The organism is Tersicoccus sp. Bi-70 (assembly GCF_001968825.1).
In the GTDB taxonomy this organism is placed as follows: domain Bacteria; phylum Actinomycetota; class Actinomycetes; order Actinomycetales; family Micrococcaceae; genus Tersicoccus.
The window spans coordinates 26,396-47,938 of sequence record NZ_MIEU01000013.1 but is presented as its reverse complement, the minus strand read 5'-3'; the positions used below and the strand labels follow the sequence as shown (position 1 = coordinate 47,938).

The window sequence follows — 21,543 nt, the reverse complement described above, 5'->3', positions numbered from 1 at the left end:
CGTGGCGGCGATCAGCGGGCGTGCACGGTGGCGAGTTCGTCCCAGTCGGTGGTGTACCGGGGGGACATCCGCTGTCGCTTCATGGTCCATTCCGGGACTCGGATGAGGCCGGCGCGGCCGAGCCCGATGGCGTGGGTGCCGAACCTGGTGGTGACGTCGCCGATGAGGGCGCCGATGTTGCGGTGTTCGTGGACGCTGAGGAATTCGTCGAAGACGGGGGCGGCGCCGGCCGGTTCCAGGCCGGTGAGCATCACGCCGGCCTTCGCGTAGGGCGCACCGTCGACGACGCGGGCCCGGATCGTCTCGATCGCGGCCTTGGACATCAGGACGGGGTCGGCGGTCGGGTTCGGCATCCGGACCGTCGCGGAGACGATGGAGGAGACGACGTCGTCCCGGAACCTGCTGGTGGAGGCGAAGACGGTCATGATCTTCGCGACCTGGTGCTCCTTCGCCAGCCGGGCGGCGGCCTGCTGCGCGTAGAGGCCCATCACCTGGGCCATCCGCTCCGCTCCGACCACCGGGGTGGAGAACGAGCGGGAGAAGATCATCTGCTGCTTGTCGGGTCGAACGGGCTCGAGCTCGATGCACGGGATCCCCCGCAGTTCGAGCACGGTCCGCATCACAACGACGTTGAACCGGTCCCGGATGAGGACGGGGTCCGCGTCGCGCAGCTGCGCGACCGTCTCGATGCCCATCAGGTTCAATCGCTTCCCCAGCCGGGAGGCGATGCCCCACAGCCCGGTGACGGGGACGCGGGTCATGATCGCGTCGACGTGTTCGGCCGGCATCGCGTCCAGGTCGCACACCCCGCCCAGGTGCGGGTTCTGCTTGGCGATCCGGTTCGCGAACTTTGCCAGCGTCTTGGTGCGGGCGACACCGACGCAGACCGGGAGGCCGGTGTGCCGGGCGACCGCGGCGCGGATCACCCGACCCTGCTCGACGTAGGCGCCGCGGCGGGCGTCGAGCCCGAGGAAGGACTCGTCGATGGAGTAGACCTCCTGCCAGGCCGCGTGCCGGCCCAGCAGCTCCATCACCCTCGAGGACAGGTCCCCGTACAGCTCGTAGTTGGAGGACTTGGCGACCATCCCCCAGCCCTTGGCCCGGGCGGCGAGCTGGAACCAGGGGGTGCCGTTGTCGACGCCGAGGCGCTTGACCTCATCGGAGCGGGCGACGACACACCCGTCGTTGTTGGACAGGACCACGACGGGGATCCCGGCCAGTTTCGGGTCGAAGGCCCGCTCGCAGGAGACGTAGAAGCTGTTGACGTCGACCAGGGCGGTGCGGTGCTCCGGCCCGATCGGCGGGTGGCCTGCCGGCGCCGCCGGCGGGTGGTCGGTCAGAGGTGGTGCAGGCAGCATGTGGCGACACCCCAGATCGACAGGTCCGCCAGCTCGGGGACCCGCACATCGGGGTAGGCCGGGTTCTCCGCGGCCAGGACGACACCGGCCCGGGTGAGACGGAGCCGTTTGACGGTCAGTTCACCGTCCAGGATCGCCACGACCACGGACCCGTCGGTGGGCCGGCGGGCCCGGTCGACGACGAGCTCGTCACCGTCGCTGATACCGGCCCCGGTCATCGAGTCCCCCGACACCCGGACCACGAATGTGGACGTCCGGTCCTGGATCAGGTGTTCGTTCAGGTCGACGGACCCGTCGTAGTAGTCCTGCGCCGGCGAGGGGAACCCTGCCGGGACCGCGATCGGGGCGACCTGGATACCGGCCCCGAAGTGCTCGTCGGTGAGGGCGCCGACCTCCACCACCACCGCCACGCTCACGACCCACGCTCCCGCTTCGAAAGTATGTTCGACTAACGAGGCATCAGGCTAACACCGAGGCCCGACAGAAGCGCGAGGAAGGATCGGTCGATGGCAACGCACGAGGACCTGGTCATGGCGGCCCTGATGGGCGTGATCGCCCGGCACGCCAACCGCCAGGGCGAAGACCGGGCGGCAGCGATCGAGACGATCCGGGCGGCCGCCGTCGGCCGCGTCGACCTCCTCGGATCGGCCGCCGGCACCTACAAGGCCGCGATGGCCGACCCGACGTCGGGGTGCTGGTGGGCTGTCGCGGCGATGCGGTTGTGCGTCGACGCCGGCGCTGACCTCGACGTCGCCCGCGCCACGGTCCCCATCGTCTCTGCTCGACTGGCGAGGGCCGACGGCGGCCCAGCATCGGTCTCGCGGCACACCGGCAGTGGGTAGGCGGCTCACCGTCACCCGGTGGCGGAACTCTCCGAGAGAATGTCACCCATGACCCTCCGCCCAGATCAGACGACCGACTCGCAGGTGACCCACTGCGTAGGCCACCTGATTCCGGATGACGCCGTTGTCGACGTAGTCGTCCGGGCCACTTGATCCCAGTGGAAGTGATACTCGCCGCCGACGCCTCGACCTGAGCCCGAACCGTTCTCGTCCGCGTCCTCGCCAGCGGATCGTTCTTGCACTACTCCCTCGGCGACCGGCTCCCGTCGCCGAGGGGCACCATGGATCGACGACGATGCTGATCGGATCCATAGGCCGCGTCGGGACTGCAACGAAGGCGGAGTCCCGGGTCTCGCGGGCGCTCGAAGCCGGCGCCCTCACGCTCAGCCACCCTCGGCTAGACGAACCCGGCCGGGGCGGAAGGTACAGGTCCTCCCACCCCGACCAGCCTGCGGCGACCATGCTATGACAGGGTGATCGTGGCCGCTCCCGCGCCCCGGGTCCGGAGGGCCGCCGCCTGCTCGAGGCCCTGGCCCTTGGTCTCGGGGGCCATGAAGAAGCTGACCACGGCGCCGACGATGGCGATGCCGGCGGCGATCCACATGGTGCCGGACAGCCCGAGATGGGTGAGCGCCAGGGGTGTGGCGAAGGTCCCGATGGCGGCACCGATCCTGCTGGTGCCCGTACACAGTCCCACCGCGGTGGCCCGGACTTTCGTGGGGAAGAGCTCGTTGGGGTAGATCCACTCGAGGATCGACGGACCCCCGTTGAAGATGGCGTAGAAGGCGAAGGCCAGGGCGATCAGGCCTAGGGGTGCGTGCGGGTAGATCGCGAGGAACAGCAGGCCGACACCGGAGAGCAGGAACCCCCAGATGAGCACGGGCCGGCGTCCGAGCCTGTCCACGCACAGCAGGGCGACGACGTTGCCGACGAGGAAGAATAGGTTGATCAGGCCGTAACCGAGGTTCGCCGCGTCGCCAGATTCGAGGTTGAACAGGGCCAGGATTTGCGGGCCGAAGGCGTAGATCGAGAAGAGGGTCACGACCGTGCAGGTCCAGAACACCGAGATAAAGATGACCCGGTGAAGGTAGCCGCCGGTCAGCACCAGTTTGAAGGCCTTCGCAGTGCTCAGCTCCGCGGCGGGATCGTGGGCGGTGATCCCCTCCAGGGTCGTGCCCTCGCCGATCGTCTTCTTCAGCACCTCCAGCGCTTCCTCGTGCCGGCCCTTCCCGACCAGCCAGTGGGGTGATTCCGGGATCGTCGCGCGGGCGATGAGGATGACGACGGCGGGCACCGCCGAGGAGAGCAGCATCCAGCGCCAGCCATCGGGCACCGCGAGCAGCCAGTAGCCGATGAAGGCGGCGACCGTGGCGCCGACAAACCACATGGCGTTCAGCCCGCCGAGGAGCCGGGCCCGCCAGTTCCTGGGTACGAACTCGGCGACCAGCGCGGTGGCGATGGGATAGTCTGCGCCCACGGCGATGCCGATCAACAGGCGCAGGGTGAACAGCTGCCACGGCTCGGTGACGAAGAACTGGGCGATCGAGAACACGATGATGGCCATCAGGTCGATCGTGTACATCAGCTTCCGGCCGATCTTGTCGGTCAGGTTGCCGAAGATCAGGCCACCGAGGAACACCCCGATGAGGGCAGAGGCGCCGATCAGGCCGTTCCACCAGTCGTTCATCTGCCAGGCGGGAATGATCTGGACCAGAGCGATGCCGATGATCGCCAGGATGTACCCGTCAAGGAACGGTCCACCGGAACTGAAGACGGTGAGTCGCTTGTGGAAGGAGTTCAGCGGCGCATCATCGATGGTCAACGCGGCGGCAGGCGCGGGCGCGGGAGTGGGCATGGGAGTATCCGATCTGCGGAGAGAACGAGTTTGAAGGAGGACCGGTGGGGGCCGGGTGACGGACCGATCAGGTGGTGGAGGCGGCGACGGCATCGATCTCGATGCGTTTATCACCGCGGAAGCCTGCGACCTGGACGGTGGTGCGGGGTGGCAGGGGATGACCCTCGAGCCTGGCGAGATAGGCAGCGTTGTAGGCGTCGAACTCGTCCAGATCTGCGAGATAGACCGTGAGCTTGAGCAGGTGCGACAACGTGGACCCGGCCTCCGCGAGGACGGCTTCGAGGTTGTCGAACGCCTGCCGGACCTGGCCGGCGATGTCGGCGGGTGTGGTGCCGTCGGCACGTGTCGGTACTTGGCCGCAGAGAAAGATGGTGCCGCCGGCCGCTGCGGAGGCCGAGTACGGCCGGGTCCTGCCGTCGGCGAACTGGGTGCGGACGACGTCGCTCACGCGTCCACCACCAAATACGTCTTGGCCACCTGATGCATGGCCCGCCAGTGGTTCTCGTCCACGTCCAGCGGCCGGGGGGCGAGGTCGGTCGTCCCGGCCGCGGCGCCCGCCGGACCAGACACCGCGATAACGCTGACGCCGTCCGGCGCAATCGACGGTGGCGGCAGCGTACCCGGGTCTCCGGGCATCGTTCCCGTCACCTCCAGCGCGCCGTGCCGCACGACCAGGAACTCTGCAGCGTCGGTGCCGGTGGTGGCCACGACGATCCGGCGCTGCAGGCGGGCCGTGTGTCGGAGGACCAGGTCGTTCAGGAGCGTCCGGGGCACGCGCGTGAGCGGAGCCCGGGCGACACCGACCTCGCCGGCGGGGACAGCGACGGCCAGGTCGAAAAGCTGGAGCGCGGTGCGCAGGGCAGGTTGTCCGACGGGCTCGAGCTCGCGGACGGTGACTCCGGTACGGGAGGTGTCCGTGATGAGACCGGGCCGGCCCGGACTGATCCAGTCGGCATCCAGCAGCTGCTCCAGGAGCCGGAAGCCGCCGTGGTCATCGTGCTCCGCCCGCAGTACGGCGAGGGCACCCTCCTGCGCCTCGATCGGGTCGGCCCCCGCGGCGTAGAGGGCGCGGAACGCCGCTTCGGTGATCTCCCGGGGCTGGACGGCGATGGTCCGGGTATGGACCCGGTCGTCCGTGTCGGGGCGGGTCATAGCCTCACACATGTGCGGGCTCCTTCGTCTCGTCCATGATTTCGGCGAACAGGCGCCCCCAGTTGCCCCCCATCACCGCTGCAACGGTCTGGTCGTTCAGCCCGGCGACGGACAGACCCTCGGCGAGGCGGGGGAAGTCCGTTGGGCCGGTGAACCAGTCGGGCCACGCGGGCCAGGTCGGCGCGTCCTGTGGGTCGACCGGATTCCACCGCCCGTTGCGGAGCCAGCCGACGAACTCCTGGGTCCAGCCGCGTGTGCAGTCACTGCCGATGCCCACGCTCGTGGGCCCGTACTGGTCGGTCATGCGCGCGACCATGGAGCAGAAGCGGTCCATCGTAAGGCTCTGGCCCCCGCTGACCGTGGGGTAGAGGCAGCAGCCGATGACACCGCCGCGATCCACCAGGGGTGCGATGACGTCGTGCGGCTTGTTCCGGGGCGTGTCGTAGAACCAGAGCGGGTTCGAGTGGGTGATCGAGACCGGGACGGAGGACGCCTCGATGGCGTCCCGGCTCGTCCGGTAGCCGACGTGGGAAAGATCGATGAGCATGCCGACCCGGTTCATCTCCTGCACGATGACCCGGCCGTAGCGGGTCAACCCAGCATCGTTCGCCTCGAAGCACCCGCTGCCGAGCAGGTTCTGGTTGTTGTAGGTCAGCTGGGCGATCCGGACACCGAGGCGGTGGAACAGTTCGACGTAGCGGTAGTCGTCCTCGAACGGGCTCGCGTTCTGAAAGCCCAGGAACACCGCGATGCGCCCCTGTTCCTTTGCCGTCTCGATGTCCGCTCCCGAGCTGGCGAGGAAGACCAGGTCGGGGTTGCGGTTGACGAGGTCGAGCCAGGTGCCGATCGATCGGAGCGTGTCCGCGGCGTTCTCCCACACGGCGCAGGTTGCGTTCACCGCGCTGACCCCTCCGACCCGGAGCTCCTCGAGCACCGGCCGACTCCAGTTGCTGATCTGCAGGCCGTCCACGACGGTCAGGTGCTCGCGCCGGTCCATCACTTCACCTCTCGCGGGGCCAGGGGGAACAGCCAGTCATCCTCGTCGACGCCGTCATGAACATCCGCTGCGAGCGGTGCGCCGCTGAACAGCGTGACGCGGAGCCAGTCGGTGGACTTGGGGCTGAAGTTGTTCATGCCGTACGTGGCGAGCTGGAAGCGTTGCGTGCTCAGGGGCAGGAACCGGCCGTCGACCAGGTTGTCCTGAAGCTCGCCGTAGCGGTAATCGCGCGTCTGCTGCACGCGGACGGCGGCGAAACGGTGCTCGGGATGGGCCAGAAGGAACTCTGCGACGGTCCGCTCGCCGGCGACGCGTTCCAGATCGACCGCGAGTGCGTTCACGCGACGGGCGACGTCCGTGCAATGCTCGGCATCTCCCTGCAGCCGGGTCTCCCGGTGGGCGCGCCTGGGCTCTTCGTTGGCCGCGGACGAAAACCAGAAGTAGCGGGTCCGGTCGGGGTCGGTGAAGTCCAGGCTGCCGGTCCAGCCGTAGCGGGCCTTCACTGCGCGCAGCAGGTCGGAGCAGGGCATGGCCGGGTCGAACGGCGTACCGGCCTCGACGCGGAGCAAGTGCTCGGCCTCCTCGTCGAAATCGGTACGCAACTCGATGACGATCGACGCGAAGATTCCGCGCGCCTCCGGGCTCAGGCCGGCCGCCCGATCGTGCAGCACGGCCAGGACCGGTGTCGGCACCGACGCCGAGTCCCGGTATGCATGCAGCTCATCTGCCAGCTGCCGCAGCTGGGGCCGGATCTGCTCGGGTGGAAGGAACGGCGCGGTCTGCAACCCCTGCTTCTCCTCCAGGTAATGGTCCGCCCGTTCGAGGAGCGCAGCGACGTGCCCCAGATCGGGGTCATCTGGTGCGTAGTCGCGGCCCAGTCCGGTGGCGAGCGGGATCTCTCGGAGCCGACACCAGGCGTCCAGGTAGGCGGGGTGGTTGACGACGAACGGCACCATGCCGAGGCCGGTGGCGTTGCCCAGCCCGAGGTATCGGCTCCACCGGGGGTCCAGCGGCACCGCCGTCGTCCCGGTCCTCGTCGCCGTCGCGCGGGCGACGTGCTCGACCATGTCGATGCTCAGTTCGCGCAGCAACCAGGCCGTGAGCATCTGGGACCGGTATGGCACCGCCAGGGGGTGGTCGGCGGCCAGGCCGGCGAACTCCTTCAGACCGAACTTGCCGTTGCCGTAGAAGGCGGTGCTGCGGATCAAGTACGGGCTGGGGCCGAGCCGCTCAGCCTCCGGCTGGGCGCCGGACGCCAGGCACTGGCTGACGTAATCGAAGAAGCGTTCGCTGCGATTGGCCCGGGTCAGGACGAGCGTGTCCGCGTCGACGCGGCCGCGTTCCTGGAGGGGAACGTTGCGCCGCAGGTTCTCCTCGCGTTCGGGGGTCAGCTGCCCCTCGATCAGGGCGGCGGTCACGTCCCACGCCTCGGCGATCACGCGATCCGTTCGCTCGCTCTCCGCCAGGGTCTGGCAGAAGGCGATGAAAGTCAGCCGTCGACCCTCGGCGTGGACGGTGTAGATCGCGGTGCCCCGGGCGCCCGTGTCGAGGTCCAGGCGGACCCGGTCGACGCTCCACCTCTTGGCAGCGGCCCGGCGAAGGAAGCTGCGCGCGAAGCTGTGCCGGGTGGCCCAGGCACCGTTCATGTCCTCGCTGGAAAGGACGGTCTCTGGAGACCGGAGCGGGGCGGTCGTTCCTTCGGTTTGCGGTGTGGTCCGCTCGTCCTGCAGGATCATGGTCACGCCTCCTCGGGGGCGAGCCGAAGGTAGGCCGTCTTCTCGTGGGTGAAGAAGGCCGCGGCGGCGGCACTGTTCTGTTCGCGTGGTCCCGAGAAGGTGGAGTTCTTCATGCCGCCGAAGGGGGCATGAAGCTCGGACCCGGTGGACGGCGCGTTGACCTTGACGATGCCCGCGTCGAGGTCGGTCACGCAGCGCCGGGCGGTGCGCTCGTCGCTGGTGAACACGGCGGCGGTCAGCCCGAACTCGGTGGCGTTGGCCAGTTCGATGGCCTCGTCGACGGTGTCGGCGTGCAGGACCGTGGCCACAGGCCCGAAGACCTCCTCCCGGCAGATCGTCATGGATGTCGGCCCGGTCAGCAGGGTGGGGGCGACGAAGTACCCGTCGGAGGCCGGGAGCGTGGCCTGGGCCAGGACCTGTCCGCCCTCGTGGACGGCCTGATCGATGGCCGCGTCGACCTCGTCTCGCGCCGACGCGGAGATAATGGGCCCGATCTGCGTGGCCGGGTCGGTACCCGGCCCGAGGGTGAGAGCGGCGACCCGGTCGCGCAGCTGGTCCAGGAAGGCGTCGTGCCCGTCACCGACCAGGATGACCCGGCGAGTCGCCGTGCACTTCTGGCCCGTGGAGCCCATTGCTGCGTTGACGATGCTGGAGGCGGCGAGGTCGACGTCGGCGTCGGGCAGGACGATCGAGGCGTTGTGGCCGCCGAGCTCCATCTGCAGCTTGGCTCCTCTGCCGCACACGATGCCGCGGATGTGGTGACCCACAGGGACGGACCCGGTGAAGGTCACGCCGGCCACGGCCGGGTGGGAGACCAGTTCGGAACCGAGCGAACCGGGCCCGAGCAGGAGGTTGGCGACGCCGGCGGGCACGCCGGCGGTGGCGAGGACGTCCATTAGCAGGGTCGAGACCCCGGGCGTGTGGCTGGCGGACTTCCAGACCACCGTGTTGCCCTGAAGCAGCGCCGGTGCGATCTTCCAGGCCGGTATCTGCAGCGGGAAGTTCCAGGGCGTGATCACCCCCACGATGCCGAGGGGGCGCCTCACGGTGAGGATCCGCTCCTCCGGGTGGCTCGACGGGTACTCGGTGCCCACCGGGTTGCGGGCCGATCCCGCGTGGTAGTCGAACGTGTCGGCCGACGCATCGACCTCCAGGCGGGACTCGGCCAGCGGCTTGCCGTGCTCCGCCGTCATGACCCTGGCGATCTCGTCGGCACGGTCGCGGATCAGCGCGGCCGCAGTGGAGAGGATCCGCCCGCGAGCGACGACGCCGAGCCGGTCCCAGGCGCGGGAGGCCGCGGACGCCGCGTTGATCGCCTGGTTCAACTCCTGCGGGCCGGCCTGGCGGTAGGTGGTGACCACCTCGTCCGGCGCGGCCGGGTTGACCCGGCTGGTCGTCTCTCCGGTTCCCTCGACCCAGCTGCCGTCGATGAAGCTGCTGGCGGGGGTGGTGATGACAGGCATCGTGGGACCTCGTGACTTGTTGGGTGTGATGGCTCTCACGGTCCACGGTAGGGTCCAGGTTTTCACCTAGGAAGTATCCATTTGGCTTTAATTGATATCCATCTAGTCTTGTTCGAGTGAACCTTCGCCGTCTCGAACTGTTCGTCGCCGTCGCCGAGGAGTTGCATTTCAGCCGCGCCGCTGACCGGCTGCACATGGCGCAGCCACCCCTGAGCCAGCAGATCCGCAAGCTCGAGGGCGAGTGTCGGACCACGCTGTTCGTCCGCGATTCCCGCAATGTTCAGCTCACCGGCGACGGTGAGCTCCTCCTGCTCCACGCCAGGAAGGTACTGGCCCAGCACGCCGCCATGGTCGAGGCACTACGGCAGGCGAGGGACGGCGACATCGGTCAGCTCCGGCTCGGTTTCGTCTCCTCCGCAGCGATCTCGGTCCTGCCGCTCGTCGTGCGGCAGTTGCGTTCTCGCTGGCCGGGAATCGATCTGGAGCTGCGGGAGGAGACGACGGACGCGCAAATCGAGCTGATCGAGTCCGGACGGCTGGACGTCGGCATCGTCCGGGAGGTCAAGTCCGTCCCGGGCCTGACCGCCGATAAGTTGCTGGACGAACGTCTCATCGTGGCCGTGGCGACCGATCATCGCCTGTCCGCGCACGCGTCGGTTTCGTTGAACGAGCTGCAGGGGGAACGGTTCATTGCTTTCCCCCGAACGCGGATCTCGCGGCTGTTCGACCACATCGCCGGCCTCCTACACGCATCCGGCGTGGAATTTGTGCTCGCGCAGCAGGCCATCCAGTTCCCCACCATCCTGGGCCTGGTGGCCGCCCATCTGGGCATCGCGATCGTGCCGGCGTCCCTGCGTGCTTTCGTCATCCCCGGTCTGGTCTACCTGGACATCCGCGACCCGAATGCCGTCTCCCGCCTGAGCATGATCGCATCCGACGAGGCCGCCGGCTCACCCCTCGTGGCCCGCGTCAAGGCCGTCTGCCGACAGACGACCTTGGCTGAATCCGTCGACCATCATTGAGATCGAGCGAGTGCGTGATGGCGGGTAAGCCGATCGAGACGTACCACGAAGACGGTCAGTGGAAGAGCCGCCGCGAAGGCAGCGAACGTGCATTCCAGGTCGGTGGCACGAAGGCCGAGCAGACCGCTCAGGGTCGCGCCGCAGCTCAGCGGGATGGAGTCGAACACATCATCAATAAGATGGACGGCACCACCGGCGAGAAGAACAGCTACGGGAACGACCCCAACCCGCCCCGCGGCTGACAACCGTCATGCCTCGCTAGGGGCGGCTGGATCCGCGCCACCCCGGGTGCACCGTCGTCAGTGCCGCCTCCCGCTCGGGAGTCAACCAGATCGCCCGGTCCCCGGCCCGCAGGCCCTGGAGCCAGACCGCCAAGGCCCGCTCGTCCTCTGACGCACCCGGGCGCCGGGTCGGCAGTCGTCCAGCAGCCGCCACGTAGCGCCGGAACTGCTCGAGCCGAGTGTCGAAGTGATCGGCCTTGAGGTGCCCGAGAGCCGGCCGCCGCCACCGGCCGATCGCGTCGAGCGCGGCGGCGTTTGCGAGCTCGAGGGTGGCGTCGCGGTCAGCGGCCCGCTGGCGGGACAACCACCCGTACAGCGCACGTTCGTGCCGGTTTTCACCGTGCTCGCGCGGTTCGCGGCCATGCCGCTGCAGCCAGTCGCGGTACTCGGCCAGCTTCTGCTTGAACTCCTGCCGCTGGGCCAGCGTTGCCGGCGCTGGCTGCAGGTGCCGTTTGAGGCGCCGGCCCGGCATCGTCGGATCCCGGCGCACACGGACAGCGATCGCCTGATCCACCCGCCACGAATTCACACCGCACAGCCGCGCGATCTCACGCGGCTCGAGGCCGCGCATCCACATCAGAGCCCACTCGTCCAGACTCACGTGCGGATGCGTGCACCCGTATTCGACGCAGTCCGGATCGACCGCGGCCACCACCGGTCAGATCTCCACGTCGCCGTCGACATCGAGGGCCCGGATGATAGTGGACCGACTGACCTTCCGGTCCGCGGCGATCGCATTCAGCGTCCACCCCTCGGCGCGCCGCCGGCGTACCAGGTCGACGTCGTGCGGCTCGAGGGCTCGCGGCCGTCCGGCCTTGCCGGCCGCGGCCGCGAGCCCGGCCTTCGTTCTCTCCCGGATCAGCTCGCGCTCCATTTCGGCGACGGACGCGATGACGTGGAACATGAGCCGGCCCGTGGGCGTCGCCGTGTCGATGCCTTCGGTCAGTGACCGGAACCCGACGCCGCGGTCGGCGAGTTCGTCGAGCAGCGCCGCGAGGCCCTTGACGGTTCGGCCGAGCCTGTCCAGCTTCCACACCACCAGCGTGTTGCCCGGCTGCAAAGCGCGTAGGCACATGTCGAGTTGCGGCCGCGCCATCGTCTTACCGGACACGCCTTGGTCGGCGTAGACGTCGAAGCAGCCGGCAGCCTCCAGGGCGCGGCGTTGCAGCTCTATCGACTGATCCTTCGTCGACGTTCGGGCGTAGCCGAGGCTGACGCCATTGGGCGTGATCCTCGGCTCCTCAACCTCGACCTCGCGGCCGGCCCCGTCGACCACCGTCAACCGTGGCGGCATCCCACTCCCCCAAACGTCTCAGAATCCAACTCTCCGAACTTCTGAACCAGTATCGCATTGGACATGCATTTTGACCTACCGATTATGGGTCTTTGAGGGCTGTGGTGGTCGAGTGTCAGAACCGGTCGATTTCGGCCTATACCTGCTGCGTCTACGACGACCGGTCTTCGGTCGTCGTAGGCACAGCAGTGGGCACCGTGAAGACGGCGCCCGCTATCTGCGCACTGCACTGGAAGGAGCGCCCACCTTCGACCCGAGCAGTCAGGAGCCCGGTGTCATCCAACGCCTCGTCGATGGTCAACTCGGTGCCGATAGTGATACCGGCGTCGGCCAAGTACCGCAGGATGCCCGGATTGAGGTCGGAGACCCTGACGACAACGACGAGTTGCCCGACCTCGACCGTGCTCAACGGACTGCCGGGCGGTCGTTCATCTTCTGCCCTACCGGGGATCGGGTGGCCGTGTGGGTCGACTGCCGGGTAGCCGAGAGCGGCGTCCATCCGTTCGAGCACGAACGGCGAGATGGCATGTTCGAGTTCGTCCGCCTCAGCGTGGACTTGGTCCCAGGTCAGGCCGAGGAAGCGCATCAGGTAGGTCTCGATGATGCGGTGTCGGCGGACGACCTGCACGGCGATCTCTTGTCCCGCTTCCGTCAGCAGGATCTCCCCGTACGGCTCGTACTCGATCAGCCCCTGCCGAGCGAGCTTCTTCAGATTCGCCGTCACCGACGGTGGGGTGACGCTGAGGGACGCGGCCAGGTCGGAGGTGGTGGGCAGTCGCCCGTCCGTGGGCCATTCCCGGGCCTTCCAGATCAGCGTCAGGTAGTCCTCGACCACCTTGGTGACACCATCGACGGCAACCATAGCCCGTTACTTCGCCTCCAGCATGGCCGGCTCAGCGTCCGCTGACCTCTGTGGGCGCCGGAATGGGACTCGCAGGGTGGGCCCGATCTCCCGGCGATGGACAATCAGCCACACTACTGCGATCGCTGCCTGCAGCGCGCTCAGGACGTAGCGGCCGGTGGTGTCCGTCACCGCGAACTGCACGGCGAAGATCGCCGCCAGGCCGATCGCGGACTGCCAGTGGAAACGGAGCGCAAGAATGATCGCGAGTCCCATCAGCGTCTGCGTCGCCGTCAAGACGAATTCCTCGGTCTGCCGGGCGTCCAGGGCCAGGTCCCAACCGCCGCCGCCGGCCAGGTGCGCGATGGGGAGGGAACCGACCAGCAGGCTCCACTGGTTGACTTTCGCGGCGATTAGGGTCCCGATGGCGGCTGCGCCCATGCCCCGCAGGGCGAACATCACCGCGATGATGAACTCGGGCGCCTCCGAAGCCAGGGGCGCGAGCCACTGGACCAGGAAGAAGCTGTCGATGCCGAGCGATGACCCGGACTCGACGAGCGCGTCCGCGAACGGTTCGGCCGATGCCAGGATCAGGGATGCGGAGACGACGAAGAGCCCGATGACTGTCGCCCGGCGCGTCTTGCGCGGAAGATCACCGATCAGCTTGGCCGGCCCCACGAGTTCTTCCTCGGTCTCGCTCTCGACCTGACCCGAACGCCAGAGATACCAGACGAACACCAGCACCAACAGGACGCCGAACGAGAAGGGAATCTGCCCGAGCACGGGGATCACGAAGGCCAGCAGGCCCAGGAGGGCCAGGAACCCGATCTCCAGGCGGCTGCCGCGCGGCAATGGCAGGTACCCTAGGCTGGGGCGGCCCTCCGCCTTGGCGGTCTTCCTGGCCACCAGCAGGGCCACGATCACCACGAGCGGCCAACCGAAGCCCAACAGCAGCCGGTTCGATCCGGTCATGTTCGCCGCCGCATACTGCTCGTACGCCGGGTCCGTGCCGGACCGGAAGGCGTAGTAGAGGTCGACGGCGTATTCGGGCAGCACGGTGATCACCGCCAGGATCGCGATGGCCAGGGCCCCGGCGATGTCCTTCTGCGCCGCTTCCGCGGCCCACGCCAGCAGGAAGGCGGAGGCGACGATCGCCGCACCGAAGACCAGCATGCCCGCAAGCGGTGGGATCTCGAGGCCGGAGAATCGGACGATGATGGCCGGGGCCGCGATGGCCAGGCACAAACCGACACGGCGCAACAGTGCAGCGGGCATGAGTTCACTCCAATGATCAGCACGACGCCAGAGCGCGACACACTCCGGCCCTTGGGCCGAAGGTCTCGCTCGCCTCATCACCTGAGGTGACGTACCGGGCGGATCGTCCTGATCGCCACTATGTCGACACGCCGCGTCCGGTGCTGCACCAGGACGGAACTACTCCCCTTCGCCATCGATGATCACAAGCGACATTCGTGTGTGTCTACGTGAAGGCAAGCCATCAGATCGGGTGAATACGGAAGTTGCCGTTGCGTCATCGCTCTCGACGCCATGAACTCGCCGCGTTCCCGGCCTCACGCCGCAGAATCAGCGCCCGGACCCCGAACAAGTCAGTGTCCGCTGTATAGTTAGGGCCATGCTGACCATGGCGTCTCGCCTCGGTGTCATGAACCGTCTCGGCCGGGCGATGGCCGATCCCACCCGTTCCCGGATTCTTCTGGAACTGCTGTCCGGCCCGGGCTACCCGGCACGGTTGTCCGAGGCACTGCATCTGACGCGCACGAATGTCTCGAACCATCTGTCGTGTCTGCGGGGATGCGGAATCGTGGTGGCGACACCGGAAGGCAGGCAGACCCGGTACGAGATCGCCGACCCCCATCTGACCCGGGCGATCTCCCTCCTCCTGGACACGGTGCTGGCCTACGACGACGGCGGTCCTTGCCCCGATGAACACTGCGACATTCCGCTGTGCTGCGGCACCGGGGCCGAGCCGGGCGGAACGCTGTGAGCGACGAGTGCTGCGATCCCGACGAACAGCGCGCGACTACGTCCATCCCCCGTCCGACTCTGCTCGGACGTCCGGCAGGCGGTGCTGCCTGCTGCACGTCCGGTGACCCCGAGTCGGCACCCGGATCCGCGGCGTCCGTGCGGCATCGTGACGAAGGCGACGCCTGCTGCGGCGCCGACCCGGCTCGATCGGCGACCAAGTCCGAGCGCAGCGAGGACCGCCCCTCGTGGTGGTGCGATCGTGCGTTGGTCCGCTCGCTGGCTTCCGGTGTCTTCCTGCTCTCCGGGTACGGCATCACGTGGGCAGGGCTCCCAGTTCCTGCCGTGGTGCTGCAGGGGGTGGCACTGGTGGCCGGCGCTTCCACCTTCGTACCGGGGGCGATTCGCCGCCTGCGGCGGGGGCGCTTGGGCGTCGGCCTGCTGATGACGATTGCCGCGATCGGCGCGGTGCTGCTTGGCCATGTCGGTGAGGCCGCGGCCCTGGCGTTCTTGTTCTCGCTCGCCGAGGAGCTCGAGGACCGGGCGATGGATCGGGCGAAGGAAGGGTTACGGGCCCTGCTCGCCCTGATCCCCGGCACGGTGCGCGTGTCCCGTCCCGACGGCGACGCCACGATCCCCGCCCCTGATGTGCGCGAACGGGACGTTCTCGTGGTCGGCGCCGGGGAACGGGTCGCCACGGACGGCCTGGTCATCGGTGGCCGGACGAACCTGGACACGTCCGCGATAACCGGCGAGTCGATCCCGGTCCACGTCGGCCCCGGGGACCACGTCGCCGCAGGATCCGTGAACGGATCGGCGACGGTGCGGATCGAGGCGACCGCGGACGGTCGCGACAACTCGCTGACGCAGATCGTCGCCCTGGTCGAGCAGGCCCACGCCCAGAAGGGTGAGCGGGCGCGCCTGGCCGACCGCATCGCCCGACCCCTCGTCCCGGCCGTGCTCGTCGCCGCGGCGCTGGTGGCCCTGTTTGGCGTCCTGGTCGGCGATCCGTGGACCTGGGCGGAACGCGCCCTCGTCGTCCTCGTCGCCGCGTCCCCCTGTGCGATGGCGATCGCGGTGCCGGTGACGGTGATCAGCGCGATCGGCTCGGCATCGAAGTTCGGGGTGGTGATCAAGTCCGGAGAGGCGTTCGAGCGACTCGGCACCATCCGTACCGTCGCCCTGGACAAGACCGGCACCCTGACCCGCAACGAACCAGCCGTGGTCGACGTGAAGACCGTCCCCGGGGTCTCCCGCGACGAACTGCTCAGCTGGGCCGGCGCCGTGGAGGCCACTAGCACCCATCCGATGGCCGCTGCTCTGATTGCGGCCGCGCCGGGGGCCGAGCCCGCAACCGAGGTGGTCGAGGAGGCGGGCCTCGGCATCACCGGCCGGGTGGGTGAGCACCAGATCCGTATCGGCAACACCCGGTGGCTCGCGCCCGGGCACCTGCGACCCGCCGCGGAGGAGATGGCGGCCCAGGGCATGACCGTGGTCGTCGTCGAGTCCGACGGTCAGCTCGTGGGTCTGATCGGCGTCCGCGATGAACTACGCCCCGAGTCAGCAGAAGCGGTGCACCTGCTTCACGCCCAGGGAATCGACACGACGATGCTGACCGGTGACAACACCCGCACTGCCCAGGCTCTCGCTCGGGACGCGGGTATCACTGACGTGCGGGCGGAGCATCTTCCGGCGGACAAAGCCCGCGCCGTCGCCTCGCTCGTCGAGGGAGGGCCCACCGCGATGGTCGGCGACGGCATCAACGACGCACCAGCCCTCGCCACCGCGACGGTCGGAATCGCCATGGGATTGAAGGGCTCCGCCGCCGCGATCGAGTCCGCCGACGTCACCTTCACCGGCCACGACCTCCGCCTCCTGCCCGGCACCCTCGCCCACGCGCGACGCGGGCGGCGCATCATGACGACGAACATCGGCCTCGCCCTGGCGATCGTGATCGTCTTGTTCCCCCTCGCCCTGTTCGGCGTGCTCGGACTCGCCGGCGTGGTCCTCGTGCACGAAGTCGCCGAAGTCGTCGTCATCCTCAACGGCCTCCGCGCCGCCCGCCGCCCAACCGCTCTGCGCCACCTGGCCGCGACGCCGGCACCCCAGCCGCAACTCACACCCGTCTGACCGACCCCTCGCCCGACCAGGAGCCCGCCCCGTGAAGACCTTTGCCCGCGCGACCTACATCACCGGTGCCGTCGTCATCGTGCTGGTGATAGCAGCCCTCACCGTCGCCTTTCGACCGGATCGGCCCACCGCACCTGATCCCAGTCAGACCGTCGGCGCCCTGCCCGCCGCGCGCTCCAACTCTCATGTCCTCGATGACGCCGGTCCTGACGCTCCGACTCTGGTCGAGTTCCTAGACTTCGAGTGCGAGGCCTGTGGCGCGTTCTACCCGCTCGTCGAACAGCTGCGCGGCAAATACGCCGGCAAGGTCAACTACGTCGTCCGCTATTTCCCGCTACCCGGACACGTCAACGCGATGAACGCTGCCCTCGCCGCCGAGGCCGCCGCCCAACAGGGACAGTTCGAGTCCATGTACCGCCAGCTCTTCAAGACCCAGAAGCAGTGGGGAGAACAACAGGTCCCGGACCCCGGCCAGTTCCGCGCCTTCGCCGAGGATCTGGGCCTGAACATGGAGGATTACGACCGGGCGGTCGCCGCCCCGGCTACCTGGGAACGCGTCGAGCAGGACGTCAACGACGGCAAGTACCTCGGCGCAACCGGAACCCCGACGTTCTTCCTGGACGGCAAGAAGCTGGAGCTGACCGGGCCCGCCGACCTGACGGCCGCCCTGGACGCCGTCCTCGCCCGCTAACCGCCAGTCAAACCCTCACTAGCGAAGGTCGGGCAGTGCGCCCCTACCGGCCGCCGGGGCCGTCGCCGTCCCCGACGACCGACCGGCGCGGACTCATATCGACTCGGCGCAGTCGGTCACCATCACGTAGGTGCCCCGTTCCTCGACCGTCTCGCCGGCCTCATGGTCAGAAGCCGGCGTTTTCAACCACCCCTTCACCTTTCGAAGGGGAAGTCAAGAGCAGTATTTCTGACCCCAGTCCTCAACTTTGATTTTCGCATCGATGTATGCGGACTCATTGTACTTGCTCGGATCTTTGATGGCAGCGTCCATAACCTGATCCAGCCCTTTCAGGCGGGGCTTGAGGTCGTTAGGTGCCTTGGCCTGCAATGCATGGAAGGCCGTGTCTAGAGATTTCGCACCGGTTGTGTCCGTGGGAGAAAGCAGGGAAGGGAAAAAGTTCAGGTATTCCAACTGCTCAGCTAAGGGGGCGCAGACGGCGTTGGTGCTGCGGGTCGGTGATGACGAGGGGCCAGCACCGGTGGCGGCGGCGGTCCTTGTGTCCGGCGCAGCTTGGTCCTGAGTCGGGGTACATGCGGTAAGGACCAGGACGAGCGCCGTCGCCCCTAGCAAGGAACTTCCGATTCTACGATCGGCGGTTCGAGTGGCGTTCATAACGACTGGTGCCTTTCGGAAGAAGCTGTTGGCCCGATCAGGGGTTGAGGCCCCGTCATGGTGAGGTTATCGTCTTGCATGACGACGGTCATGCCACCTTATTGGTTCGACTATGGCGTTCTCTCCGCGGCGCGCATTATCGATTGACGCTCGCAATGTCTCGTTAAACGAACGTTTAGCGGACCCTTCCACGGTCCTCGACGTGCCGGCAGCGGCCGCAACGACCTGAGGCGTCCGCTGCCAGACCACGTCAAGGTTATGCATGCCGCCTCGGCCACCCGTGTGACGCGTCGGGCAGGATGTCGACCACGGCAAGTACCTCGGCACGGCCGGGACCGCTATCGACCGCGCTGGCCCTACTCGTCGCCGGCAGACGACGAGCCTCGTCTCTCGAGGGAGGCGAGGTAGGCGTTGTACTCCTCCAGGTCGGCTTCGTGCCGTGGTTGGTGGCGGGCGGCGAGTTTCGCGTCCCGCCTGCCCCACCGGGCGAGGGTCACGATCAGGATGACGAACAAGGGCAGTTCGGCGTAGGTCCACGCCAGGGTGCCTGCGACTGCCTGGTCGAAGAGGGGGTCGACCGACCATGATGGGGGCGGGCTGGAGAACGCTGAGAAAAGTAGTGAGGGCGTGCGTAGCAGGACCAGGCCGAAGATGGCGTGGATCTGGAGTTCGACGCCTACGTCGGCCAGCCGGGCCGCGTAGGACGGGGCCCTCGGTAGCGGGTCGGAGGACCAGAGCGGCACGGCGGCGACGATTCCGCCGACGAGGAAGGTCATCAGCAGCAGCTCGTGCCCCGCCGGCAGGGCGATCGCCACGCTAACGAGGTCGGTGAGATAGAGCCCGAGGTAGAGCGCGGCCGCGACCATGATGGCGACGGCCGGGTGCAGGACCGCGCTGGCCACGCGGGAGCGCAGCCCACCGTGTGCGACGCGCAACGCCACACGACCGATCCCCCGGTGCGGTGTCGCCCGGAGGATGAGCCGGCCCGGCGAACCGACGATGAGTAAGGGCGGCACGACGGTCATCAGGGTGATCTGCTGGAACACGAGCGCTCCGACGAGCCACTCTGCGTACTGGTTCAGCCCCAGACTTCCGGTGAGAAACAGGATCCCGCAGCCGAGCAGGAACGAGATCGTGCGCAATGCCGACCAGCGACGTCCCCGCCGCCAGAGCGCCACCGCACCGAGCAGGTACAACACGGCGAGCACCACGGCGATCGGCGCGACCACGGACACACCGACGGGCCAGAACGCCACCAAATTTTCTGGTGTCGGCGGCGGAAGGATCGTCGCATTGCCGGTCACGATCGCCGCACCCTGATCGTCACACCGGCAACGAGGAAGACGACCGCCGCGGCGGGCTGAGCGGCACCCCAGACCGGACCGGCGAAGGAAAGCGGGAGGACCGGGTTCCACACCACGGCGATCAGCGTGAACACCGGCACCCACCACCAATGCTTGGCCTGCACCGCGAACCAGCCGACAATCACCGCCAGGATCGCGGTCAGGAACAACACGACCGGACCCCAGCCCGCTCCGGTCAGAACTGGGGCGAGGAAGAGTGCCGCAGCTGCGACGGCCCCGGGAGCGAAGGCGTTCCGCTGGTACGGCGAGGGTACCCGTCCGCGCCTGCTCACCGCCGGCCCACCATCGAATCGTTGCACCGGCGGAAGGATCGGGAGGTCTTGTCGGTCATGATTCCGTTCCGTCGAAGTGGTCAACAAGCACACGGGCGGCCTCCACGCCGGCAGGGCCGCTCTGCTTCCTGCATCGACGCGGGACGCGAGCGTCGACCAGTCACGGCCCACTTCGCCGCCCTCAAGGACGGTGTGTTCCCGGTGTTGCACTTAGGCTAACATCTGAATACCTGTTCATATGAATAAGCGAGGTGGGAGATGGGCGCGGGGCATCAGCACGGACCGAGCACGGGTGGAAGTGCGAGCGGACGCCATCTGCGGGCTCTGATCGCGGCCCTGTGCCTCACCGGCGGGTTCATGGTCGTGGAGTTTGTGGTTGGTTTCACGACCAACTCTCTGGCCCTGATCTCCGACGCCGGACACATGGGAACCGACGTCCTCGGCCTGGGCATGGCGACTGCCGCCATCCTGCTGGCTCGCCGCCCCGCAACCGCCCAGCGCACCTACGGCTTGTATCGGCTGGAGGTGCTGGCAGCCCTGGCCAACGGGATCCTGTTGTTCGGAGTGGCCGGCTACGTGATCGTCGAGGCCGTGCGCCGGATCAGCGACCCTCCGTCGGTACCCGGGCCGCCGCTGCTCATCACCGCGGTCATCGGCCTGGCCGTCAATGTGGTCAGCTTCCTGCTGCTGCGATCTGGAGCCCGCAACAGTCTGAACCTACGCGGGGCGATGCTCGAGGTGATGGGCGACATGCTCGGATCGGTCGGTGTGATCGTCGCCGCGATCATTCTGTGGACCACCGGGTGGCCCTACGCCGATCCCATCATCGGCGTCGGCATCGGCCTGTTCATCCTCCCCCGCACCTTCATCCTCACCCGCCAGGCCCTGCGGATCCTGCTCGAGGTGGCTCCCGCCCACGTGAACGTGCCGAAGCTGACCTCCCAGATCGAAGCCCTACCGGGCGTGGACAGCGTGCATGATCTGCACGTCTGGACACTCACCTCGGGCATCGAGAACGCGACCGGCCACGTCCGCATCGCCGCCGGCGCCGACTTCGCCACGGTCCTCCAGGCAACCCATGCCGTGCTCGACGAACACGGCATCCACCACGCCACCATCCAGTGCGAACCGGTCACCTTCACCGACGAGCGTCAGCTGCCGGTCTAGCTAGAGTGACACTCCATGGGAGCCCCACAGGAACCTGACGGAGACGACGGGCAGCACATCAGGGTAGAGATACCGGCCGAGGAGAGCGTCCTGCAGGTCGCTGACGTGTTCTCGCTGCTCGGCGACCCCGCGCGGGTCCGAATCCTCACCGCACTGCTGAACGAGCGGATGCGGGTCCGCGACCTGGCCGCTACCGTCGGATCCAGCGAATCTGCCGTGTCCCACGCCCTCCGGCTTCTACGGGCGCACCACGTCGTGAGGGTGCACCGCGTGGGTCGCGAGGCCCACTACGAACTCCACGACGCCCACGTCCGCGCCCTACTCCAACTCGCCCTCGACCACGTCACCCACGCCAACCCGATCCACGTACTTGGAGAATCGGACCACTAACCGCACGCGGGCTGCGGGACCCGAGGCCGAGGAACCGCCGCTTTCCCTGAG

The 21,543-nt window shown here is 68.0% G+C and carries 23 protein-coding genes; 8 read left to right on the top strand and 15 right to left on the bottom strand.

Annotation, left to right across the window (positions count from 1 at the left end; genetic code table 11):
* Positions 1–11: 11 nt before the first annotated feature.
* Together BGP79_RS11040 and BGP79_RS11035 are read right to left on the bottom strand one after the other, a co-directional pair.
* Complete coding sequence (locus tag BGP79_RS11040) at positions 12–1,358, bottom strand: Y-family DNA polymerase (protein ID WP_083701832.1); 1,347 nt, start codon at positions 1,356–1,358, stop codon at positions 12–14.
* Positions 1,337–1,756 carry a LexA family protein gene (locus tag BGP79_RS11035; RefSeq protein WP_369800195.1) on the bottom strand — a complete coding sequence of 140 codons (420 nt, stop codon included), beginning with the start codon at positions 1,754–1,756 and terminating at the stop codon, positions 1,337–1,339. Before BGP79_RS11035 ends, BGP79_RS11040 begins: the two co-directional genes overlap by 22 nt.
* A 108-nt stretch (positions 1,757–1,864) precedes the next feature.
* Here BGP79_RS11035 and BGP79_RS11030 point away from each other — a divergent pair, with 108 nt between their 5' ends.
* Positions 1,865–2,200: a hypothetical protein gene (locus tag BGP79_RS11030; RefSeq protein WP_076695489.1), complete on the top strand. Its 336-nt coding sequence runs from the start codon at positions 1,865–1,867 to the stop codon at positions 2,198–2,200.
* A gap of 463 nt (positions 2,201–2,663) precedes the next feature.
* Here BGP79_RS11030 and BGP79_RS11025 read toward each other — a convergent pair whose 3' ends face one another.
* The 6 genes from BGP79_RS11025 to BGP79_RS11000 form a co-directional block, all read right to left on the bottom strand.
* Entirely contained in the window at positions 2,664–4,055 is a 1,392-nt protein-coding gene (locus BGP79_RS11025) for an MFS transporter (protein ID WP_076695487.1), read from the bottom strand.
* A gap of 67 nt (positions 4,056–4,122) precedes the next feature.
* Positions 4,123–4,503, bottom strand: coding sequence for a RidA family protein (locus BGP79_RS11020; RefSeq protein ID WP_076695485.1), 381 nt, complete (start codon positions 4,501–4,503; stop codon positions 4,123–4,125).
* Entirely contained in the window at positions 4,500–5,219 is a 720-nt protein-coding gene (locus BGP79_RS11015; protein WP_143588397.1) for a hypothetical protein, read from the bottom strand. The genes BGP79_RS11020 and BGP79_RS11015 overlap by 4 nt, the downstream gene beginning before the upstream one ends.
* On the bottom strand, positions 5,212–6,204 hold the full coding sequence (locus BGP79_RS11010) for a membrane dipeptidase (protein WP_076695480.1): 993 nt from the start codon (positions 6,202–6,204) through the stop codon (positions 5,212–5,214). The genes BGP79_RS11015 and BGP79_RS11010 overlap by 8 nt, the downstream gene beginning before the upstream one ends.
* On the bottom strand, positions 6,204–7,850 hold the full coding sequence (locus tag BGP79_RS11005) for a hypothetical protein (RefSeq protein ID WP_083701831.1): 1,647 nt from the start codon (positions 7,848–7,850) through the stop codon (positions 6,204–6,206). Before BGP79_RS11005 ends, BGP79_RS11010 begins: the two co-directional genes overlap by 1 nt.
* 92 nt (positions 7,851–7,942) lie before the next feature.
* Positions 7,943–9,403: an aldehyde dehydrogenase gene (locus BGP79_RS11000; RefSeq protein WP_076695475.1), complete on the bottom strand. Its 1,461-nt coding sequence runs from the start codon at positions 9,401–9,403 to the stop codon at positions 7,943–7,945.
* Positions 9,404–9,519: 116 nt separating this feature from the next.
* On the opposite strand from BGP79_RS11000, the gene BGP79_RS10995 reads away from it, so the two are divergent.
* Entirely contained in the window at positions 9,520–10,425 is a 906-nt protein-coding gene (locus BGP79_RS10995) for a LysR family transcriptional regulator (RefSeq protein WP_076695473.1), read from the top strand.
* Positions 10,426–10,442: 17 nt separating this feature from the next.
* Complete coding sequence (locus BGP79_RS10990) at positions 10,443–10,667, top strand: DUF2188 domain-containing protein (RefSeq protein WP_076695471.1); 225 nt, start codon at positions 10,443–10,445, stop codon at positions 10,665–10,667.
* 16 nt (positions 10,668–10,683) lie between these two features.
* On the opposite strand, the gene BGP79_RS10985 is transcribed toward BGP79_RS10990, so the two are convergent.
* From BGP79_RS10985 to BGP79_RS10970, 4 genes are all read right to left on the bottom strand, one after another.
* Positions 10,684–11,361: a hypothetical protein gene (locus BGP79_RS10985; RefSeq protein WP_076695469.1), complete on the bottom strand. Its 678-nt coding sequence runs from the start codon at positions 11,359–11,361 to the stop codon at positions 10,684–10,686.
* A 3-nt stretch (positions 11,362–11,364) separates the two neighbouring features.
* Entirely contained in the window at positions 11,365–11,982 is a 618-nt protein-coding gene (locus BGP79_RS10980) for a recombinase family protein (protein ID WP_233121435.1), read from the bottom strand.
* 169 nt (positions 11,983–12,151) lie between these two features.
* On the bottom strand, positions 12,152–12,862 hold the full coding sequence (locus tag BGP79_RS10975) for a metal-dependent transcriptional regulator (protein WP_076695467.1): 711 nt from the start codon (positions 12,860–12,862) through the stop codon (positions 12,152–12,154).
* 6 nt (positions 12,863–12,868) lie between these two features.
* Positions 12,869–14,116 (bottom strand): sodium:proton exchanger, encoded by a 1,248-nt coding sequence (locus BGP79_RS10970; RefSeq protein ID WP_076695465.1) that lies wholly within the window; start codon positions 14,114–14,116, stop codon positions 12,869–12,871.
* A 358-nt stretch (positions 14,117–14,474) separates the two neighbouring features.
* Here BGP79_RS10970 and BGP79_RS10965 point away from each other — a divergent pair, with 358 nt between their 5' ends.
* The 3 genes from BGP79_RS10965 to BGP79_RS10955 all read left to right on the top strand — a co-directional run bounded on the left by BGP79_RS10965 (position 14,475) and on the right by BGP79_RS10955 (position 17,645).
* Entirely contained in the window at positions 14,475–14,846 is a 372-nt protein-coding gene (locus tag BGP79_RS10965) for a helix-turn-helix transcriptional regulator (RefSeq protein ID WP_076695463.1), read from the top strand.
* Between the two features lie 404 nt (positions 14,847–15,250).
* Positions 15,251–16,954 (top strand): heavy metal translocating P-type ATPase, encoded by a 1,704-nt coding sequence (locus tag BGP79_RS10960; RefSeq protein WP_369800193.1) that lies wholly within the window; start codon positions 15,251–15,253, stop codon positions 16,952–16,954.
* 31 nt (positions 16,955–16,985) lie between these two features.
* Complete coding sequence (locus tag BGP79_RS10955) at positions 16,986–17,645, top strand: thioredoxin domain-containing protein (RefSeq protein ID WP_083701829.1); 660 nt, start codon at positions 16,986–16,988, stop codon at positions 17,643–17,645.
* A 213-nt stretch (positions 17,646–17,858) separates the two neighbouring features.
* Here the strand turns inward: BGP79_RS10955 and BGP79_RS16470 are convergent, their stop codons facing one another.
* From BGP79_RS16470 to BGP79_RS10945, 3 genes are all read right to left on the bottom strand, one after another.
* Positions 17,859–18,098, bottom strand: a complete 240-nt coding sequence (locus BGP79_RS16470; RefSeq protein ID WP_143588396.1) for a hypothetical protein — start codon at positions 18,096–18,098, stop codon at positions 17,859–17,861.
* Between the two features lie 557 nt (positions 18,099–18,655).
* A complete protein-coding gene (locus BGP79_RS10950; RefSeq protein ID WP_233121430.1) occupies positions 18,656–19,555 on the bottom strand; it encodes a cytochrome c oxidase assembly protein in 900 nt (299 codons plus the stop codon).
* A gap of 44 nt (positions 19,556–19,599) precedes the next feature.
* Positions 19,600–19,935: a DUF6804 family protein gene (locus BGP79_RS10945; protein ID WP_076695459.1), complete on the bottom strand. Its 336-nt coding sequence runs from the start codon at positions 19,933–19,935 to the stop codon at positions 19,600–19,602.
* A 258-nt stretch (positions 19,936–20,193) separates the two neighbouring features.
* Between BGP79_RS10945 and BGP79_RS10940 the strand changes: the two genes are divergently transcribed.
* Both BGP79_RS10940 and BGP79_RS10935 read left to right on the top strand, forming a co-directional pair.
* Complete coding sequence (locus BGP79_RS10940) at positions 20,194–21,102, top strand: cation diffusion facilitator family transporter (RefSeq protein WP_076695457.1); 909 nt, start codon at positions 20,194–20,196, stop codon at positions 21,100–21,102.
* Between the two features lie 15 nt (positions 21,103–21,117).
* Entirely contained in the window at positions 21,118–21,492 is a 375-nt protein-coding gene (locus BGP79_RS10935; RefSeq protein ID WP_076695455.1) for a helix-turn-helix transcriptional regulator, read from the top strand.
* Positions 21,493–21,543: the final 51 nt, after the last annotated feature.

Excerpts from the sequence above, each read along its gene's own strand:
- BGP79_RS10975 (WP_076695467.1), bottom strand. The coding sequence starts at position 12,862 with ATGGTTGCCGTCGATGGTGTCACCAAGGTGGTCGAGGACTACCTGACG.
- BGP79_RS11025 (WP_076695487.1), bottom strand. The coding sequence starts at position 4,055 with ATGCCCACTCCCGCGCCCGCGCCTGCCGCCGCGTTGACCATCGATGAT.
- BGP79_RS10965 (WP_076695463.1), top strand. The coding sequence starts at position 14,475 with ATGCTGACCATGGCGTCTCGCCTCGGTGTCATGAACCGTCTCGGCCGG.
- BGP79_RS11005 (WP_083701831.1), bottom strand. The coding sequence starts at position 7,850 with ATGAACGGTGCCTGGGCCACCCGGCACAGCTTCGCGCGCAGCTTCCTT.
- BGP79_RS11000 (WP_076695475.1), bottom strand. The coding sequence starts at position 9,403 with ATGCCTGTCATCACCACCCCCGCCAGCAGCTTCATCGACGGCAGCTGG.
- BGP79_RS11040 (WP_083701832.1), bottom strand. The coding sequence starts at position 1,358 with ATGCTGCCTGCACCACCTCTGACCGACCACCCGCCGGCGGCGCCGGCA.
- BGP79_RS10940 (WP_076695457.1), top strand. The coding sequence starts at position 20,194 with ATGGGCGCGGGGCATCAGCACGGACCGAGCACGGGTGGAAGTGCGAGC.
- BGP79_RS11030 (WP_076695489.1), top strand. The coding sequence starts at position 1,865 with ATGGCAACGCACGAGGACCTGGTCATGGCGGCCCTGATGGGCGTGATC.
- BGP79_RS10935 (WP_076695455.1), top strand. The coding sequence starts at position 21,118 with ATGGGAGCCCCACAGGAACCTGACGGAGACGACGGGCAGCACATCAGG.
- BGP79_RS11015 (WP_143588397.1), bottom strand. The coding sequence starts at position 5,219 with ATGTGTGAGGCTATGACCCGCCCCGACACGGACGACCGGGTCCATACC.
- BGP79_RS10990 (WP_076695471.1), top strand. The coding sequence starts at position 10,443 with ATGGCGGGTAAGCCGATCGAGACGTACCACGAAGACGGTCAGTGGAAG.
- BGP79_RS10970 (WP_076695465.1), bottom strand. The coding sequence starts at position 14,116 with ATGCCCGCTGCACTGTTGCGCCGTGTCGGTTTGTGCCTGGCCATCGCG.
- BGP79_RS11010 (WP_076695480.1), bottom strand. The coding sequence starts at position 6,204 with ATGGACCGGCGCGAGCACCTGACCGTCGTGGACGGCCTGCAGATCAGC.